The 19412-nt window shown below is 73.7% G+C and carries 7 protein-coding genes; all 7 read left to right on the top strand.

The window, feature by feature from the left end:
- Nucleotides 1-11: 11 nt before the first annotated feature.
- On the top strand, nt 12-590 hold the full coding sequence (locus ACLJOU_RS38705; protein WP_410574234.1) for a hypothetical protein: 579 nt from the start codon (nt 12-14) through the stop codon (nt 588-590).
- 78 nt (nt 591-668) lie between these two features.
- Complete coding sequence (locus tag ACLJOU_RS38700; protein ID WP_410574260.1) at nt 669-1652, top strand: hypothetical protein; 984 nt, start codon at nt 669-671, stop codon at nt 1650-1652.
- Between the two features lie 76 nt (nt 1653-1728).
- Nucleotides 1729-2721: a Gfo/Idh/MocA family protein gene (locus ACLJOU_RS38695; protein WP_410574233.1), complete on the top strand. Its 993-nt coding sequence runs from the start codon at nt 1729-1731 to the stop codon at nt 2719-2721.
- On the top strand, nt 2718-3497 hold the full coding sequence (locus tag ACLJOU_RS38690) for a Gfo/Idh/MocA family protein (protein ID WP_410574232.1): 780 nt from the start codon (nt 2718-2720) through the stop codon (nt 3495-3497). Before ACLJOU_RS38695 ends, ACLJOU_RS38690 begins: the two co-directional genes overlap by 4 nt.
- 188 nt (nt 3498-3685) lie before the next feature.
- Nucleotides 3686-3901, top strand: a complete 216-nt coding sequence (locus ACLJOU_RS38685; protein ID WP_410574231.1) for a DUF5988 family protein — start codon at nt 3686-3688, stop codon at nt 3899-3901.
- A 31-nt stretch (nt 3902-3932) separates the two neighbouring features.
- Nucleotides 3933-5123, top strand: a complete 1191-nt coding sequence (locus ACLJOU_RS38680; RefSeq protein WP_410574230.1) for a cytochrome P450 — start codon at nt 3933-3935, stop codon at nt 5121-5123.
- Nucleotides 5124-5163: 40 nt separating this feature from the next.
- A complete protein-coding gene (locus ACLJOU_RS38675; protein WP_410574229.1) occupies nt 5164-19386 on the top strand; it encodes a type I polyketide synthase in 14223 nt (4740 codons plus the stop codon).
- Nucleotides 19387-19412 lie beyond the last annotated feature (26 nt).

Raw genomic sequence — 19412 nt, 5'->3', positions numbered from 1 at the left:
TCTGGAGTGTCATGAGCACGGACGAGCCGGCCGCCCCGGCGGTGGAGGACGAACAGTCCTCGCCGACGCCGCCGAAGGACCCCTCGCGGACCCTGGTCCTCGGCGCCGGGGCGCTGGCGCTGGCCGCCCTGATCGCCGCCGCGATCTTCGGCATCCAGTGGTGGGTGGCCGCGAACGACGACAACGCCGGTCTGGCGGCGTCGCGCGACGCCGTGGTCAAGGCGGGCACGAACGCGCTGAAGGCCTACACCGAGGTCGACTACACCGACCTCGACGGCTTCTTCGCCCGGCAGAAGGCCGTGTCGGACGACAAGATGACCCAGCAGATCGACCAGTCCGCGCCGACGTTCCGCAAGGCGCTCTCCGACGCCAAGACGAAGGTCACCACGGACGTCCAGGACATCGCCGTCGAGGAGCTGGACGACCACGAAGGCAAGGCCAGCTTCCTCGCCGCCATCGCCACCACCGTCACCCAGGGGGACAAGAGCAGCGCGAAGCCGCTGCGCCTCGAAGTCTCGATGACCCGGGTGGGTGACGAGTGGAAGCTGTCCGGCATCGACAGCGTCCCGCTCGTCGCGGCCGGCCAGTAGTACAGAAGGAGCCTCGTAGTGCCCCCCTCCCGCCGCCAGCCGCCGCGCACCACCCCGACGCCGTCGCGGCGTCCCCGCGTGGCCGGGCTGCGCAAGCCTTCGGTGGACGAGTCCGCCGCCGAGCGGACCGGACAGCTGCCCGCCGTCCCGCCCGCCGAGCCGCGGAAGCCGCGGCCCCGGCCGGCCCCGCGTCCGGTGCCCCGGCCGGCCGCCGAGCCCGAGCCGTTCGAGTCCGACTCCGGGCAGCTCGACCCGGCGCCGGCCGAAGACACGCAGGTGTTCGCGGCGGTCGAGGCCGATACCGGTGCCGAAGCCGAGCCGCAGGTCGACGCCCTCACGGGCGACCCCGAGGCCGAGGCGGAGGAAGTCCCGGCGCGGCCGGCTCCGCGGCGCAAGAAGCGGGACAGCGGGACCGCGAAGCCGACGGAGGAAGCCGAGGTCCCGGTCGCCGGGGCGGACGACCCGGAGAAGCCCGCGGGCGCCAAGGTGCCGAGGCCGTACCTGGTGGCGGGTGCGCTGGTGGTCGTCGCGCTGGTCCTGGGCGGGCTGGCGTTCTGGTTCAAGTCCGAGGAGGTCAAGGTCTCCTCGGCGACCAGCAACACGGCCCTGCTGGACGTCGCGAAGACCGCGCAGGTCAAGGACGCCGTCTCGAAGGCGGCCGAGGCGCTGTTCTCCTACGACTTCAACAACATCAAGAAGACCGAGGACGCGGCGAACGACCTGCTGGCCAACGACGACGTCAAGGCCAAGTACAACTCGCTGATGGGCGAGGTGAAACGGCTGGCGCCGCAGCAGAAGATGATCGTGACGTGCAAGGTGACGCGCGCGGCGGTGATCATGCTCAACGGCGACCTGGCGAAGGTGATGGTCTTCGTCGACCAGACCTCGACCCGCACGGACACGAAGAAGACGACGGCGGGCACGGCCCAGCTCCACCTGAACGCCCAGCTGCAGGGCGACAAGTGGAAGATCACCGACATGGACACCTACAACGCCCCGAAGGTCCCGGCGGCGGCGCCGGCCCCCTCGTCGGCGCCGGCGTCCCCGTCGCCCTCGAAGTAGCTCCTGCCAGCGCGTTCCCCCGAACTACCCACGTTGGTAATGGCTCCCACCGGCCGGGGTGAGCGAGTCTCGGTACGTGAAGACGTTGCGGCAGCCCGAGGTGGCCCTGATCGGCGCGGGGCTCATCGCCCGGCTGCACCTGGAAGCGTGGCTCGGCGCCGGGGCCGCCGTGCGGGTGTACTCCGACGACGGCCAGGGCGCCGGGCTCGCGGCGGAGTTCGGCGCGACGGCCGTGGGGTCCTTGCCGGCGGCGCTCGACGGCGCCGACGCGGTCGACATCTGCACGCCGACGGCGAGTCACCGCGAGATCGCCCTGGCCGCCATCGCCGCCGGTGTCGGTGTCGTGTGCGAAAAGCCGCTCGCGGCCAGTGCCGAAGAGGCCGAAGAGATCGTCGCCGCCGCCGAGAAGGCGGGGGTGCGGCTCTACGCCGCCCACGACGTGCGGTTCGCCGCGCCCTACGCGCGGCTCCACGAACTCGTCGCGGGCGGGAAGCTGGGCGAAGGCGCGATCGGCCGGTTCTCCTTCTCCGCCTACCACCCCCGGCCCTGGACCGGGACCGCGTCCGCGCGGTCGGGGGGCATCCTGACCGACCAGCTGCTGCACGGCGCCGACCTCGCCCACTGGGTCTTCGGGGACGTCGTCCGCGTGCACGCCTGCTACCAGGGCGACATCGCCACTCCGGCGCCCGAAGGGGCCGTGGCCACCGGGACCGCCGTGCTGACCCACGCCGGCGGGGCCATCAGCCAGGTCGTGAGCCGGTGGACGGCGACCCCGCAGCCGCCCGTGCGGGTGGCCTTCCACGTGTCGGGCACCGGCGGAACGGTGAGCTACGACTCCGAATGGCCCCAGGAAGTCCGGGTCGTCGACGGAGAGGCCGCGAACTTCGCTTACGGCGGGCCGTCGGTGTTCGCCACCGAAATGCGGGAGTTCGCCACGGCGTTCGCCGGCGGTCCCGAGCCGCGCATCGGGGCGAAGGACGCGCTGGCCGCCGTCCGGATCATCCACGCCGCCGCCGAGTCCGCGTGGACCGGGCGGGCCGTCGAACTGCCGGTGAGGGGAGCAGCGTGAAGGTCGCCATCCTGTCGTCCACGCCCGAGAACCACGTCAAGGTGTTGTGCGGCCTGCCGGACGTCGAAGTCGTGGCCGCGGAAACGTGGGACGCGGTCGAGCCGGTGCTCCGGGCGGCCGAGGCCGGGGCGCGCGTGCTGTGCGAATACCCGTCCGCGGCCAAGGAAGCGGACCTGAGAGCCGTGGTGGACGCCGGAGGTGACCGGCTCACCTTCGCGTCCCCGGCCTGCCACGGCGAGGCGTTCGCCGTGGTGCGCCGAGGAATCGCCGACGGCGGCATCGGTGCGCTCACGACCGTCCTCGGCTCGTTGACCACCAGAGCGGACGCGGTGCTGGGCGCGGCCGCGCCGTACCTGCTGGACCTGGCGGACGCCGTCCTCGGGGGCGAGCCCGCGCGACAGGTGTACGCCCAGACCAACACCGTCCTGAATGGACGGATCGCGGAAAGCGCGGCGGTGCTCACGGTCCGGTACCGCAGCGGCAAAGTCGCCTCGTTCGACTGCCGCCGCAGCGCGACGGGGACGGGCCGGCCCGCCGTCACCTTCGTCGGGGACAAGGCGAGTGTGCAGTACGACGCCGGTCCGCGGCTGCTCGACGGCGACCGCCCGGAACTCGGTGGCGAAGACCTGGATGCCCTGATGCTCAGAGATTTCCTGGGTTCGGGTAAGAGTCCCGGACCGGACGGCCAGGCGGCCCTGCGGACGTTCCGGATCGTCCAGGCGGCCTACGAATCGGCGCACACCGGACAGCCCGTGGACCTGCCTTCCGGCGGCTGACGCAGCTTCGTCTCGAAGGGGCTTTCTCCTGCAAGACAGGGGAAAGCCCCTTTTTCGTGCGGCCGGGTGGTGCCGGAGGGCTCTACCAGAGTGAGGGATGTCGCCTTCCGGTGGCTCGCCTAGCCTGAATCGAGAACGAAAAGACTGTTCTGTGCTCGCCAGATCCCGCGAAACAGGTGGAGGCCGCGATGAGTGCTACGCAGGTGAAAATCGCGCTGAACGGTGGACCGGCCGAACTGGCACTGGCGCACCGCAGCGTAGACGCCGCCGCGCTGGAGAACACGCTCAAGATCCGCCACGGCGCCGGTTACGAGCACTTCGTGCACGGCGGGGAATTCCAGGCCGTCGACGGCTGCGAGATCGCGGTCTTCCGGTGGTCGCACCGCACGAAGATCGCCGAATAGGACCAGCGGATCTCCCCCGGGAAAGGTTTCCATGACCGACGCGATTTCGTTCGAGGTTCCGTGGGCGCGGACCGACAAGTTCGACCCGCCCGCGGTGTTCGACTCTCTGCGCGAAGAACGTCCGCTCGCGAAGATGGTTTACCCGGATGGGCACGTCGGCTGGATCGTTTCCAGCTACGAACTGGTCCGCGAGGTCCTCAGCGACCCGCGGTTCAGCCACAGCTGCGAAATCGGCCACTTCCCGGTGACCCACCAGGGCCAGGTCATCCCGACCCACCCGCTCATTCCCGGCATGTTCATCCACATGGACCCGCCCGAACACACGCGGTACCGCAAGCTGCTGACCGGCGAGTTCACCGTCCGCCGCACCAGCAGGCTGATCCCGCGCGTCGAGGCCGTGGCCGCCGAGCAGATCGAGGTCATGCGGGCCAAGGGCGCCCCGGCCGACATCGTCACGGACTTCGCCAAGCCGCTCGTCCTGCGCATGCTGGGTGAGCTCATCGGCCTGCCGTACGAGGAACGCGACCGGTACGTGCCCGCGGTGACGCTCCTGCACGACGCGGAAGCGGACCCGGCCGAGGCCGGGGCCGCCTACGAGGCAGCCGGGAAGTTCTTCGACGAGGTCATCCAGCGGCGGCGCGAGCAGCCCGCCGACGACCTCATCAGCTCGCTGGTCGACGAGGACCTGACCCGGGAAGAGCTGCGCAACATCGTCACCCTGCTGCTGTTCGCCGGGTACGAGACCACGGAGGGCGCGCTGGCGACCGGCGTCTTCGCGCTGCTGCACCACACCGACCAGCTGGCGAAGCTGCGGGCCGAGCCGGAGAAGCTCGACGCCGCGATCGAGGAGCTGCTGCGCTACCTGACCGTCAACCAGTACCACACCTACCGCACCGCGCTGGAGGACGTGAAGCTGGACGGCGAGCTGGTCAAAAAGGGCGACACGATCACGGTGTCGCTGCCCGCGGCCAACCGCGACCCGGCCAAGTTCGGCTGTCCCGCCGAGCTCGACATCGAGCGCGACACCTCGGGCCACGTCGCCTTCGGCTTCGGCATCCACCAGTGCCTGGGCCAGAACCTGGCGCGCATCGAGCTGCGGGCCGGCTTCACGGCCCTGTTGCGGGCGTTCCCCGAGCTGCGGCTGGCCGTCGCGGCCGACGAGGTGCCGTTGCGGCTGAAGGGTTCCGTCTTCTCGGTGAAGCGGCTCCCCGTCTCCTGGTGAGCGGTCTTCTCTTCGAACACCCGAAAGGATCTGCGGCCCAGTGCGCACCGATCTCGTCAAGCCACTTCACGTCGCACTCCTGGAGAACGCGACCCGGTTCCCCGGCAAGGTCGCCTTCGCCGACGACCACCGGGCGGTCGGCTACGGCGACCTCGAAGCCCGGAGCCGCCGGCTGGCCGGGCACCTGGCCGGCCTCGGCGTCCGGCACGGGGACCGGGTGGCGATCTGCCTCGGCAACCGCGTGTCCACTGTGGAGAGTTATTACGCCGTCCTGCGCGCGGGTGCGGTCGGTGTGCCGCTCAACCCCGGGGCGGCGACGGCCGAGCTGGTGCACCCGCTGACCGACAGCGGCGCCACGGTCGTCATCACCGACGCCGCGCAGGCGGCCCGGCTCCCGTTCGCGCCGGCCGTGCAGGTGCTGGTGACCGGCGACGACGTCCCGGCGGGCGCGCACTCGTACGACGAGCTCGCCGGCCGCGAACCCGGCCGGCCCGCGCCGGACGACCTCGGGCTCGACGAGCCGGCCTGGATGTTCTACACGTCGGGCACCACGGGCCGGCCCAAGGGCGTGGTGTCGACGCAGCGCAACGGCCTGTGGTCCGTCGCGTCCTGCTACGTGCCGTTCCCCGGGCTGTCGGACGCCGACCGGGTGCTCTGGCCGCTGCCGCTGTTCCACAGCCTGTCCCACATCGCCTGCGTCCTCTCGGCCACCGTGGTCGGCGCGACCGTCCGGATCGCGGACGGCAGCTCCGCCGACGACGTGATGCGGCTGCTCCGGGCGGAGGACTCGACGTTCCTGGCCGGGGTGCCCACCACCTACCACCACCTGGTGCGGGCCGCCCGGCAGCGGGGGTTCACCGCGCCGAGCCTGCGGATCGGCCTGGCCGGGGGTGCGGTCCTCGGCGCCGGGCTGCGCCGTGAGTTCGAAGAGACCTTCGGCGTCCCGCTGATCGACGCCTACGGCAGCACCGAGACGTCCGGGGCCATCACCATGAACCCGCCGGACGGCGCCCGCGTCGACGGCTCGTGCGGCTTGCCCGTGCCGGGCGTCGGCGTACGGCTCGTCGACCCCGAAACCGGGCTCGACGTCCCCGCCGGCCACGAGGGCGAGGTCTGGGTCAAGGGGCCGAACGTCATGCTCGGCTACCACAACAGCCCGGAAGCGACCGCCGAGGTGCTGCGGGACGGCTGGTTCCGGACCGGTGACCTGGCTCGCCGCGACGACGCCGGCTACTTCACCATCTGCGGCCGGATCAAGGAGCTCATCATCCGGGGCGGGTCGAACATCCACCCCGGCGAGATCGAGGCGGTCCTGCGCACGGCCGACGGCGTCGCCGACGCGGCGGTCGGCGGGGTACCGCACGACACGCTCGGCGAGGTCCCGGTCGCCTACGTGATCCCGGGGCCGTCCGGGTTCGACCCCGCGGCCCTGATCGGCAAGTGCCGCGAACAGCTGTCCGCCTACAAGGTGCCCGAGCGGATCCTCGAAGTCGCCCGCATCCCGCGGACGGCGTCGGGTAAGATCCGGCGCGGCCTGCTGGCCGACGAGCCGGGCGAGCTGCGGTACACCGCGGCCGAACACGCGGAGGAGTCCCGGCAGGCCGACGCGGCCGTCGCGACGGCGCTGCGGACGCGACTGTCCGGTTTGGACGAACGCGCGCAGGGTGAGCTGCTGGAAGAGCTCGTCCGCACCCAGGCGGCCGAGGTGCTGGGGCAGCCGGTCCCGGCCGGACGCGCGTTCCGCGACCTCGGCTTCACCTCCCTGGCCATCGTCGAGCTGCGCAACCGGCTGACCGAACACACCGGGCGGTGGCTGCCCGTCAGCGCCGTCTTCGACCACCCGACACCGGCCGCGCTGGCCGCCCGGGTCCGGGACGAACTGCTCGGTCTCACCCGGGCCGTCGCCGAGCCGGTGGTGGCGGCCGACCCGGACGAGCCGATCGCCATCGTGGGGATGGCCTGCCGGCTGCCCGGCGGCGTCGCCTCGCCGGAGGACCTGTGGCGGCTGGTGGCCGAGCGCGTCGACGCCGTCTCGGAGTTCCCCGGGGACCGGGGCTGGGACCTCGACGGCCTGCTCGACCCGGACCGGGAACGCGCCGGGACGTCGTACGTCGGCCAGGGCGGGTTCCTGCGCGACGCGGGGAACTTCGACGCGGGCTTCTTCGGGATCTCGCCGCGTGAGGCCGTCGCCATGGACCCGCAGCAGCGGTTGCTGCTGGAGACGTCGTGGGAAGCACTGGAAAACGCCGGCGTCGACCCGATCGCCCTGAAGGGCACGGACACCGGCGTGTTCTCCGGCCTGATGGGCCAGGGCTACGGGTCCGGCGGCGCGGTGGCGCCCGAACTCGAAGGCTTCGTCACCACCGGTGTGGCGTCGAGCGTGGCGTCCGGGCGCGTGTCGTACGTGCTCGGGCTGGAAGGCCCGGCCGTCACCGTGGACACGGCGTGTTCGTCGTCGCTGGTCGCGATGCACCTCGCCGCGCAGGCGCTGCGGCAGGGCGAGTGCTCGATGGCCCTGGCCGGCGGGGTCACGGTGATGGCGACGCCGGGTTCGTTCGTCGAGTTCTCCCGCCAGCGCGCGTTGGCGCCCGACGGCCGGTGCAAGCCCTTCGCGGCGGCCGCCGACGGCACCGGCTGGGCCGAGGGTGTCGGCGTGGTCGTCCTCGAACGGCTTTCGGCGGCGCGGGAACGCGGCCACCGGATCCTGGCCGTGCTGCGCGGCAGCGCGGTCAACCAGGACGGCGCCTCGAACGGCCTGACCGCGCCGAACGGCCGCTCGCAGCAGCGGGTCATCCGCCGCGCGCTGGCCGCGGCCGGGCTGGCACCGTCCGATGTGGACGCCGTCGAGGCGCACGGGACCGGGACGACCTTGGGTGACCCGATCGAGGCGCAGGCGCTGCTGGCGACTTACGGCCAGGACCGTGAGACGCCGTTGTGGCTGGGGTCGCTGAAGTCGAACATCGGGCACGCGCAGGCGGCCGCGGGGGTCGCGGGCGTGATCAAGATGGTCCAGGCGCTGCGGCACGAGGTCTTGCCGCCGACGCTGCATGTCGACAAGCCGACACCTGAGGTGGACTGGTCCGCCGGTGCGGTCTCGTTGCTGACGGAAGCCCGGGAGTGGCCGCGGAACGGCCGTCCGCGCCGGGCCGGGGTGTCGTCGTTCGGTGTCAGCGGCACCAACGCGCACCTGATCCTCGAGGAGGCACCCGCCGAAGAGCCGGTGCCCGCGCCGGAAGCCGCGGTGGTGCCGCTGGTGCTGTCGGCACGCAGCCAGGAGTCGCTGTCCGGGCAGGCCGAACGGCTGGCGGCGTTCCTCGAAGGGGACGTCTCGCTGACCGAGGTGGCGGCCGCACTGGTGTCGCGGCGTGCGGTGCTGGACGAACGCGCGGTCGTCGTGGCCGGTTCGCGTGCGGAAGCGGTGGCCGGGCTGCGGGCGCTGAACGCGGCCGGCGCCGGGACGCCGGGCAAGGTCGTCTGGGTCTTCCCGGGCCAGGGGACGCAGTGGGCCGGGATGGGCCGGGAGCTGCTGGCCGCCTCCCCGGTGTTCGCCGCGCGGATCGCCGAGTGCGCGGCCGCGCTGGAGCCGTGGATCGACTGGTCGCTGCTCGACGTCCTGCGGGGCGAAGGCGAGCTGGACCGCGTGGACGTGCTGCAGCCCGCGTGTTTCGCGGTGATGGTCGGCCTGGCGGCGGTCTGGGAGTCCGTGGGCGTGCGCCCGGACGCCGTCGTCGGCCACTCGCAGGGCGAGATCGCGGCCGCGTGCGTGTCGGGTGCGCTGTCGCTGGCGGACGCGGCGAAGGTGGTGGCCCTGCGGAGCCAGGCGATCGCGGCGGAACTCTCCGGCCGCGGCGGGATGGCGTCGGTCGCCCTGGGCGAGGACGACGTCGTCGCGTGGCTGGCGGACGGGGTCGAGGTGGCTGCGGTCAACGGCCCGTCGTCGGTGGTGATCGCCGGGGATGCCCAGGCTCTCGACGAGACGCTGGAACGCCTCTCCGCGCAGGGCATCCGCGTGCGGCGGGTGGCGGTGGACTACGCGTCCCACACCCGGCACGTCGAAGACATCGAGGGGACCCTCGCCGACACCTTGGCGGGGATCACCGCGCAGGCCCCGGCCGTGCCGTTCTATTCCACCGTCACCGCCGAGTGGATTCGCGACGCCGGCGTCCTGGACGGCGGCTACTGGTACCGCAACCTGCGCCACCAGGTCCGGTTCGGCGCGGCCGCGACGGCCCTGATCGAGCAGGGCCACCCGGTGTTCGTCGAGGTCAGTGCCCACCCGGTGACGGTCCAGCCCCTGAGCGAGCTCACCGGGGCCACGGTGGTGACCGGGACGCTGCGGCGCGACGACGGCGGCCTGCGCCGCCTGCTCACCTCGATGGGCGAGCTGTTCACCGGCGGTGTCGCCGTGGACTGGACCCCGTTCGTCCCCACCGCCGGCTGGGTGGACCTGCCGACCTACGCCTTCGACCACCGGCACTACTGGCTGGCGGCGGCCGAACCGGCGGCGGCCGGCGACCCGCTCCTGGGCACGATCGTCGGCACGCCCGGCTCCGACCGCCGCACCGCCGTGGCCCGGTGGACGCGCCGGGCCCTCCCGTGGGCGGCCGACGGCCGGGTGCCGAACGCGGCGCTGGTCGAGGCGGCCATCCGGCTCGGCGACCTGACCGCCACCCCCTTCCTCGCCGACCTGACCATCGACACCCCCGTGGTGCTGCCGCCCCGCGGCGGCCGGGACGTCCAGCTGCTCGCCGGCGAGCCCGGCGAGCAGGGCCGCCGTCCGATCGAGGTCTTCTCCCGCGCGGGGGACGAACCGTGGACGCGGCACGCCCACGGCACGCTTGCTCCCGCCGTCGCCGAGGTGACGGACCCGGCGACGGCGGGAGACGCCACCGAAGTCACGGTCGAGGGCGTGCGGGACGCGGACCGCTACGGCATCCACCCCGCGCTGCTGGACGCGGCCGTCCGCACGGTCGTCGGCGACGACCTCCTCCCGTCCGGCTGGACCGGTGTGTCGCTGCTGGCCGCCGGGGCCACGACGGTGACCGTGACGCCGACGGCGACCGGCCTGCGGCTGACCGACCCGGCCGGGCAGCCGGTCCTGACCGTCGACGCGGTGCGCGGTACGCCGTTCGCCGCCGGACCGCGGACCACCGACTCCCTCTTCCGCGTCGAGTGGCCGGAAGTCCCGCTGCCCACGGCGGGCGAAGCCGACTTCTCGACCTACGAAGCCACGTCGGTGGAGGAGACACTGGCCGCACTCCAGACCTGGCTGGCCGACCCCGCGGGGACGCGGCTGGCCGTGGTGACGGGGGACTGCACCGAACCCGGCGCGGCCGCGATCTGGGGCCTGGTGCGCTCGGCGCAGTCCGAGCACCCGGGCCGGATCGTGCTGGCCGACCTCGACGACGCGGGCGTGCTGCCCGCCGTGGTGGCGAGCGGCGAACCCCAGGTGCGGGTGCGTAGCGGCGTCGCGTCGGTGCCGCGGCTGGCCCGGGTTTCGCCGGGGCAGGACGCGCGGCCGCTCGACCCGGACGGCACCGTCCTGATCACCGGCGGCACCGGCACCCTCGGCGCGCTGACCGCCCGGCACCTCGTCACCGCCCACGGCGTCCGGCACCTCGTGCTGGTCAGCCGCCGCGGCGAGGCGCCCGAACTCCACGGTGAACTGACCGCACTCGGCGCGACCGTCACCGTCGCCGCCTGCGACGTGGCCGATCGCGCGCAGCTCGAAGCCGTCCTGGCGGCGATCCCGGCCGAGCACCCGCTCACCGCCGTGATCCACACCGCCGGCGTCCTGGCCGACGGCGTCGTCAGCGAGCTGACCCCGCAGCAGCTCGAGACCGTGCGGCGGCCGAAGACCGACGCCGCCCGGCTCCTGGACGAGCTGACCCGGGACGCCGGCCTCGCGGCGTTCGTGCTGTTCTCGTCCGCGGCGGGCGTGCTGGGCAACCCCGGCCAAGCCGGGTATGCGGCGGCCAACGCCGAGCTGGACGCGCTGGCGCGCAAGCGGAACGACGAAGGCCGGCCCGCGGTGTCCATCGCCTGGGGCTATTGGGCGGCGGTCAGCGGCATGACCGAGCACCTGGGCGCCGCCGACCTGCGGCGCAACCGGCGGATCGGGATGTCCGGCCTCCCCGCCGGCGAAGGCATGGCCCTGCTCGACGCGGCCATCGGCACCGGCGGCGCGCTCGTGGCGGCCAAGTTCGACGTCACCGCCCTGCGGGCGACGGCGAAGTCCGGCGACCCGGTGCCGCCGCTGCTGCGCGGCCTGGCCCCGCTGCCGCGCCGGGCGGCCGCGAAGACGGCGTCGCTGACCGAACGGCTCGCCGGGCTGGACGAGGCCGGGCGGACCGCGGCCCTGCTCGACCTGGTGCGGCGGCACGCCGCCGAGGTGCTCGGCCACCCCGGCATCGACGCCGTCCACATCGGACGGACGTTCAAGGACGCCGGGTTCGACTCGCTGACCGCGGTGGAACTGCGGAACCGCCTCGCCGCCGCGACCGGGCTCACCCTGTCCCCGGCGATGATCTTCGACTACCCGAAGCCCCCGGCCCTCGCGGAACACCTGCGCGGCAAGCTGTTCGGGGCGACGACCGCCCGGCCCGCCGAGATCGGGACCGCCTCGGCCGACGAGCCGATCGCGATCGTCGCGATGGCCTGCCGCTTCCCCGGGGGCGTCCACAGCCCCGAGGACCTCTGGCGGCTGGTCGCCGACGGCGGCGACGCCGTCACCGAGTTCCCCACCGATCGTGGCTGGGACACCGAGCGGCGCTACCACGAAGACCCCGACCACGAAGGCACCACGTACGTCCGGCACGGCGCCTTCCTCGACGACGCCGCCGGGTTCGACGCCGCCTTCTTCGGCATTTCGCCCAACGAGGCCCTGGCCATGGACCCGCAGCAGCGGCTGCTGCTCGAGACGTCCTGGGAGGTGTTCGAACGGGCCGCGATCGACCCGACCACCCTGGCCGGGCAGGACATCGGCGTCTTCGCCGGCGTCAACAGCCACGACTACAGCGTGCGGATGCACCAGGCCACCGGCGTCGAGGGCTTCCGGCTCACCGGCGGCTCGGCCAGCGTCCTGTCCGGCCGCGTCGCCTACCACTACGGCGTCGAAGGCCCGGCCGTCACCGTCGACACGGCCTGCTCGTCTTCCCTGGTGGCCCTGCACCTGGCGGTCCAGGCGCTGCAACGCGGCGAGTGCTCGATGGCGCTGGCCGGCGGCGTGATGGTGATGGGCACCGTCGAGACGTTCGTCGAGTTCTCGCGCCAGCGCGGGCTGGCCCCGGACGGCCGGTGCAAGGCGTTCGCCGAGGCCGCGGACGGCACCGGCTGGTCCGAGGGCGTCGGGCTGCTCCTGGTGGAGCGGCTGTCCGAGGCGCGGCGGAAGGGGCACCAGGTCCTGGCCGTGGTGCGCGGTTCGGCGGTCAACTCCGACGGCGCGTCGAACGGCTTGACCGCCCCGAACGGCCCGTCCCAGCAGCGCGTGATCCGCAAGGCACTGGCGGCCGCTGGTCTGTCCACTTCGGACGTCGACGCGGTGGAGGCGCACGGGACCGGCACCACGCTGGGTGACCCGATCGAGGCCGAGGCGCTGCTCGCCACCTACGGCCAGGACCGCGCGCAACCGCTGTGGCTGGGCTCGGTGAAGTCGAACCTCGGGCACACGCAGGCCGCCGCCGGTGTCGCCGGCGTGATCAAGATGGTCATGGCCATGCGCCACGGCGTCCTCCCCAAGACCCTGCACGTCGACCGGCCGTCGTCCCATGTGGACTGGTCCTCGGGCGCGGTCGAGTTGCTGACCGAGGCCCGCGAGTGGACGAGCAACGGCCACCCGCGCCGGGCGGGCGTGTCGTCCTTCGGCATCGGCGGCACGAACGCGCACGTCGTCCTCGAGGAAGTCCCGCAGCCGGTCGTGACGCCGGAGCCGGAGCCCGCCGAGTTCCTCGTGCCGGTCCTGCTCTCCGCACGAACCGCGGCGGGCCTGCGTGGGCAGGCCGGACGCCTCGCCGGCTTCCTCGGCGACCGGCCCGATGTCGGCGTCCCCGACGTCGCCCACGCCCTGGCCACGAGCCGGGCCCGGCTCGACCACCGGGCCGTCGTCCTGGCCGCCGACCGGGAACAGCTCCGCAGCGACCTTGCCGCCTTCGGCCCCGGGGTCGTGTCCGGGACGGCGGTCGACGGCAAGCTGGGGGTGCTGTTCACCGGCCAGGGCAGCCAGTGGGCCGGGATGGGCCGCGAGCTGTCCCGAGCTTTCCCGGTCTTCCGCGCCGCCTTCGAGGCCGCGTGCGAGGCCGTGGACGCGCACCTGGGCGGACGTCCGTTGCGTGAGGTCGTGTTCGCCGACCGCGCCCTGCTCGACCAGACCATGTACACCCAGGGCGCGCTGTTCGCCGTGGAGACCGCGCTGTTCCGGCTCTTCGAGTCCTGGGGCGTGCGGCCGGACCTGCTCGCCGGTCACTCGATCGGCGAACTCGCCGCTGCGCACGTGTCCGGCGTGCTGGCCCTGGCCGAGGCGGGCGAACTGGTCGCCGCGCGCGGCCGGCTGATGCAGGCCCTGCCCGCGGGCGGCGCGATGGTCGCCGTCCAGGCGACCGAGGACGAGGTCGCGCCGCTGCTCGGGGCCGCCGTCTGCGTCGCCGCGGTCAACGGCCCGGACTCGGTGGTGCTCTCCGGCGCCGAGGCCGCCGTGCTCGCCGCCGCGGCCGAACTGGCGGGCCGCGGCCGCAAGACCCGGCGGCTGACGGTCAGCCACGCCTTCCACTCGCCGCTCATGGAACCGATGCTCGACGAGTTCCGCGCGGTCGCGCAGCGCCTGAATTACCGGGCCGGGTCGCTGCCCGTCGTCTCCACGCTGACCGGGGAACTCGCCGCGCTCGACACCCCGGAGTACTGGGTCGATCAGGTGCGCGGCGCCGTGCGGTTCGGTGACGCCGTCACCACGCTGCACGCCGAGGGCGCGACGACGTACCTCGAGCTCGGCCCCGGCGGGGCCTTGGCCGCGATGGCGCTCGGCACGCTCGGCGGCCCGGAGCAGAGCTGCGTCGCCACGCTGCGCAAGAACGGCGTGGAGGTCCCCGACGTGCTCACCGCCCTCGCCGAACTGCACGTCCGCGGGATCGCGGTGGACTGGACGGCGGTGCTCGGCCGGCCGGGTGCGGCCGTCGGGACCGTGCTGCCCACCTACGCGTTCCAGCACGAGCGCTTCTGGGTCGACGTCGACGAAACCGCGGTGCGCACCCCCGCGGCCGAGCCGGTCGTGAGCCGGCCGGCCGAGCCGGTGGCGGACGTGCTGGACCTGGTCCGCGAGAGCGCCGCGGTGGTGCTCGGGCACCGGGACACCGGCGCGTTCGACGTCGACCGGTCCTTCAAGGACCTCGGGTTCGATTCCCTCAGTGCGATCAAGCTGCGCAACCGCCTGCGCGACTTCACCGGCGTCGAGCTGCCCAGCACGCTGATCTTCGACTACCCGAACGCGGCCGTCCTCGCCGACCACCTGCGGGCCGAACTCCGCGGCGAGCGCCCGGCGGCGCCGGTGCCGGTGACGCGGGACGTCTCCGACGAGCCGATCGCCATCGTCGGCATGAGCACGCGGCTGCCGGGCGGGGCGGACAGCCCCGAAGAGCTGTGGAACCTCGTCGCGGAGGGGCGGGACGCGATCTCCGGCTTCCCCGTCGACCGCGGCTGGGACCTCGACGGCCTCTACCACCCGGACCCGGCCCACGCCGGCACCAGCTACACGCGCTCGGGCGGCTTCCTGCACGACGCGGCCCAGTTCGACGCCGGGCTCTTCGGCATCTCGCCGCGCGAAGCCCTGGCCATGGACCCGCAGCAGCGGCTGCTGCTGGAGACGTCCTGGGAGGCCCTCGAACGCGCGGGGGTCGACCCCCTATCGGCGCGCGGCAGCGACGTCGGCGTCTTCACCGGGATCGTCCACCACGACTACGTGACGCGGCTGCGCGAAGTGCCCGAGGACGTCCAGGGCTACACCATGACCGGCACGGCTTCGAGCGTCGCGTCCGGCCGGGTGGCCTACGTCTTCGGCTTCGAGGGCCCGGCGGTCACGGTGGACACCGCGTGTTCGTCGTCGCTGGTGGCGATCCACTTGGCGGCCCAGGCGCTGCGGCAGGGCGAGTGCTCGATGGCACTGGCCGGGGGCGCGACCGTGATGGCCAGCCCGGACGCCTTCCTGGAGTTCTCGCGCCAGCGCGGCCTGTCCGCCGACGGCCGCTGCAAGGCGTACGCCGAGGGCGCGGACGGCACCGGCTGGGCCGAGGGCGTCGGCGTGGTCGTGCTCGAACGGCTTTCGGTGGCCCGGGAACGCGGCCACCGCGTCCTGGCCGTCCTGCGCGGCAGTGCGGTCAACCAGGACGGTGCTTCGAACGGCCTGACCGCGCCGAACGGGCCGTCGCAGCAGCGGGTGATCCGCGGCGCGCTGGCGAGCGCCGGGCTGGCGCCGTCCGAAGTGGACGTCGTGGAAGGGCACGGGACCGGGACGGCGCTGGGGGACCCGATCGAGGTCCAGGCGCTGCTGGCCACCTACGGCCAGGAGCGCGAGACACCGCTGTGGCTCGGCTCGCTGAAGTCGAACATCGGGCACACGCAGGCGGCCGCGGGGGTCATCGGGGTGATCAAGATGGTCATGGCCATGCGGAACGGCGTCATGCCCGCCACCCTGCACGCCGACGAGCGCACGACCCAGGTCGACTGGTCCGCGGGCGCGATCGAGGTCCTGAGCGAGGCCCGGGAGTGGCCGCGGAACGGCCGCCCGCGCCGCGCGGGCGTGTCCTCCTTCGGAGCCAGTGGCACCAACGCGCACCTGGTCATCGAGGAAGGCCCCGCCGAGGAACCCGTGGCGGACGAGCCGGCCGCCGTGGTGCCGCTAGTGGTGTCCGCCCGCAGCACCGGGTCCCTGGCGGGTCAGGCCGGTCGGCTGGCGACGTTCCTCGAGGGTGACGTCTCGCCGGCGGGAGTATCCCGTGCCCTCGTGTCGGGCCGCGCCACGCTGAACGAGCGCGCGGTCGTCATCGCGGGCTCGGCGGCCGAAGCCCGGGAAGGCCTGCAGGCACTGGCCCGCGGGGAGAACGCGCCCGGTGTCGTGACCGGGACCGCGGGCCGGCCCGGCAAGCTCGTCTGGGTGTTCCCCGGCCAGGGTTCGCAGTGGGCCGGGATGGGCCGGGAACTGCTGGACTCCTCGCCGGTGTTCGCCGCGCGGATCGCCGAATGCGCGGCCGCGCTGGAGCCGTGGACCGGCTGGTCGCTGCTCGACGTGTTGCGCGGCGACGCCGACCTGCTGGACCGCGTCGACGTGGTGCAGCCCGCGAGCTTCGCGATGATGGTCGGCCTCGCCGCGGTGTGGGCCTCCCTAGGGGTCGCCCCGGACGCCGTTTTGGGCCACTCACAGGGCGAGATCGCCGCCGCCTGCGTGTCCGGGGCGCTGTCACTGGACGACGCGGCGAAGGTGGTCGCGTTGCGCAGCCAGGCGATCGCCGCGGAACTGGCCGGCCGCGGCGGGATGGCGTCCGTCGCGCTGAGCGAGGAAGACGCGGTCGCGCGGCTGGCGCCGTGGGCGGACCGGGTCGAGGTGGCCGCGGTCAACAGCCCGTCGTCGGTCGTCGTCGCGGGGGACGCGCAGGCGCTCGACGAGGCACTGGACGCGTTCGAAAGCGACGGCGTCCGGGTGCGGCGGGTCGCGGTGGACTACGCCTCGCACACCCGGCACGTCGAGGCCATCGAGGAAACCCTCGACCAGGCCCTTGCCGGGATCACCGCGCAGGCGCCGGAAATCCCGTTCTACTCCACCGTGCTCGGCGCGTGGATCGAAGACGCCGTCGTCGACGGCGGCTACTGGTACCGGAACCTGCGGCAGCAGGTGCGGTTCGGGCCGTCGGTGGCGGACCTCGCCGGGCGGGGGCACACGGTGTTCCTGGAGATCAGTGCCCACCCGGTGCTGGTCCAGCCCCTCAGCGAGATCGGCGACGACGCCGTGGTGACCGGTTCGCTGCGCCGGGACGACGGTGGTCTCCTCCGCCTGCTGGCGTCCGCGGCCGAGCTGTTCGTCCGCGGTGTGGCCGTGAACTGGACCGCGACACTGCCCGCGGCGGGCTGGGTCGACCTGCCGACGTACGCCTTCGACCGGCGGCACTTCTGGCTGCACGAAGGCGAGAAAGCCGAGGCGGCCGAAGGCGTGGACGGCGAGTTCTGGACCGCGATCGAACAGTCCGATGTGGACAGCCTGGCCGAGCTGCTCGACCTGGTGCCCGAGCAGCGCGGGGCGCTGTCCACGGTGGTGCCCGTGCTCGCGCAGTGGCGGGACCGGCGCCGCGAGCGCTCGACCGCGGAGAAGCTGCGATACCAGGTCACTTGGCAGCCCCTGGAGCGCGAAGCCACCGGCGTCCCCGGCGGGCGCTGGCTGGCCGTCGTCCCGGCCGGCACCACCGACGCGCTCCTGACGGAGCTGACCGGGCAGGGACTCGACATCGTCCGGCTGGAGGTCGAGGCAGCCTCGCGGGAGCGGCTCGCCGAGCGGGTGCGGGGTGTCCTGGCGGACAACGACCTCACCGGTGTGCTGTCGCTGCTCGCGCTCGACGGCGGGCCCGCGGACGCCACCGAAATCACCGCCTCGACGCTCGCGCTGGTCCAGGCACTGGGCGACACCACCACGTCCGCGCCGCTGTGGTGCCTGACCTCCGGCGCGGTGAACATCGGCATCCAGGACGCCGTGACGGCACCGGCCCAGGCGGCCGTGTGGGGCCTCGGCCGCGCCGTCGCGCTGGAGCGCCTCGACCGGTGGGGCGGTCTCGTCGACCTGCCCGCCGCGATCGACGCGCGCACGGCCCAGGCCTTGCTCGGTGTGCTGAACGGCGCCGGCGGCGAAGACCAGCTCGCGGTCCGGCGCTCCGGCGTCTACCGCAGGCGGCTGGTCCGCAAGCCCGTGCCGGAGTCCGCAGCGAGCAAGTGGGTGCCGCGGGGCACGGTCCTGGTGACCGGCGGGGCCGAAGGGCTCGGCAGGCACGCGTCGGTCTGGCTCGCGCAGTCCGGCGCCGACCGGCTCATCGTCACCGGCCGGGACGGCGGCGAAGACCTGAAGGCCGAGCTGGCCGAGTTCGGCACCGCGGTCGACTTCTGCGCCGGCACCGACCGGGACGCCATTGCGCGGCTCGTGGCGGAGTCGGAGGTCACCGCGGTGGTGCACGCCGCCGACATCGCGCAGACCAGCTCGGTCGACGACACCGGGCGCGCCGACCTCGACGAGGTCTTCACCGCCAAGGTGACCACCGCGGTGTGGCTGGACCAGCTCTTCGAGGACACCCCGCTCGACGCCTTCGTCGTGTTCTCCTCGATCGCGGGCATCTGGGGCGGCGGCGGCCAGGGCCCGGCGGGCGCGGCGAACGCCGTCCTCGACGCCCTGGTCGAGTGGCGCCGGGCCCGCGGCCTCAAGGCGACGTCGATCGCCTGGGGTGCACTGGACCAGATCGGCATCGGCATGGACGAGGCCGCCCTCGCCCAGCTGCGCCGCCGCGGGGTCCTGCCGATGGCGCCGCCGCTGGCGGTCACCGCGATGGTGCAGGCGGTCGCCGGCCACGAGAAGGCCGTGGCCGTGGCCGACATGGACTGGGCCGCGTTCATCCCGGCGTTCACCTCGGTCCGGCCCAGCCCGCTGTTCGCCGACCTGCCGGAGGCGAAGGCGATCCTGCAGGCGGCGCCGGACGACGGCGGAGACGGCGACACCGCGTCGTCGCTCGCGGACTCCCTGCGGGCGGTCCCGGACGCCGAGCAGAACCGGATCCTGCTCAAGCTGGTCCGCGGGCACGCCTCGACCGTCCTCGGCCACAGCGGCGCCGAAGGCATCGGCCCGCGGCAGGCGTTCCAGGAGGTCGGCTTCGACTCGCTGGCCGCGGTCAACCTCCGCAACAGCCTGCACGCGGCCACCGGGCTGCGGCTGCCCGCGACGCTGATCTTCGACTACCCCACCCCGGAGGCGCTGGTCGGCTACCTGCGCGTCGAGCTCCTCCGCGAGGCCGACGACGGCCTGGCGGGGCGGGAAGACGACCTCCGGCGGGTCCTGGCGTCCGTGCCGTTCGCCCGGTTCAAGGAGGCGGGCGTGCTGGACACCCTGCTCGGCCTGGCCGACACCGACCCCGAGACCGACACCGACACCGAGGCGGCGGGGACCCCCGGACCGGCCGCCGACGACGCAGAACTGATCGACGCACTGGACATCTCCGGTCTCGTGCAACGGGCCCTCGGGCAGACGAGCTGACCGCCGATGGCGAACGAATCGTGGAG

The sequence above is a fragment of the Amycolatopsis sp. cmx-4-61 genome, assembly GCF_046548775.1.
GTDB lineage: Bacteria > Actinomycetota > Actinomycetes > Mycobacteriales > Pseudonocardiaceae > Amycolatopsis.
The sequence above is the reverse complement of the archived record's forward strand: the minus strand, read 5'-3'. Positions and strand labels throughout refer to the sequence as shown.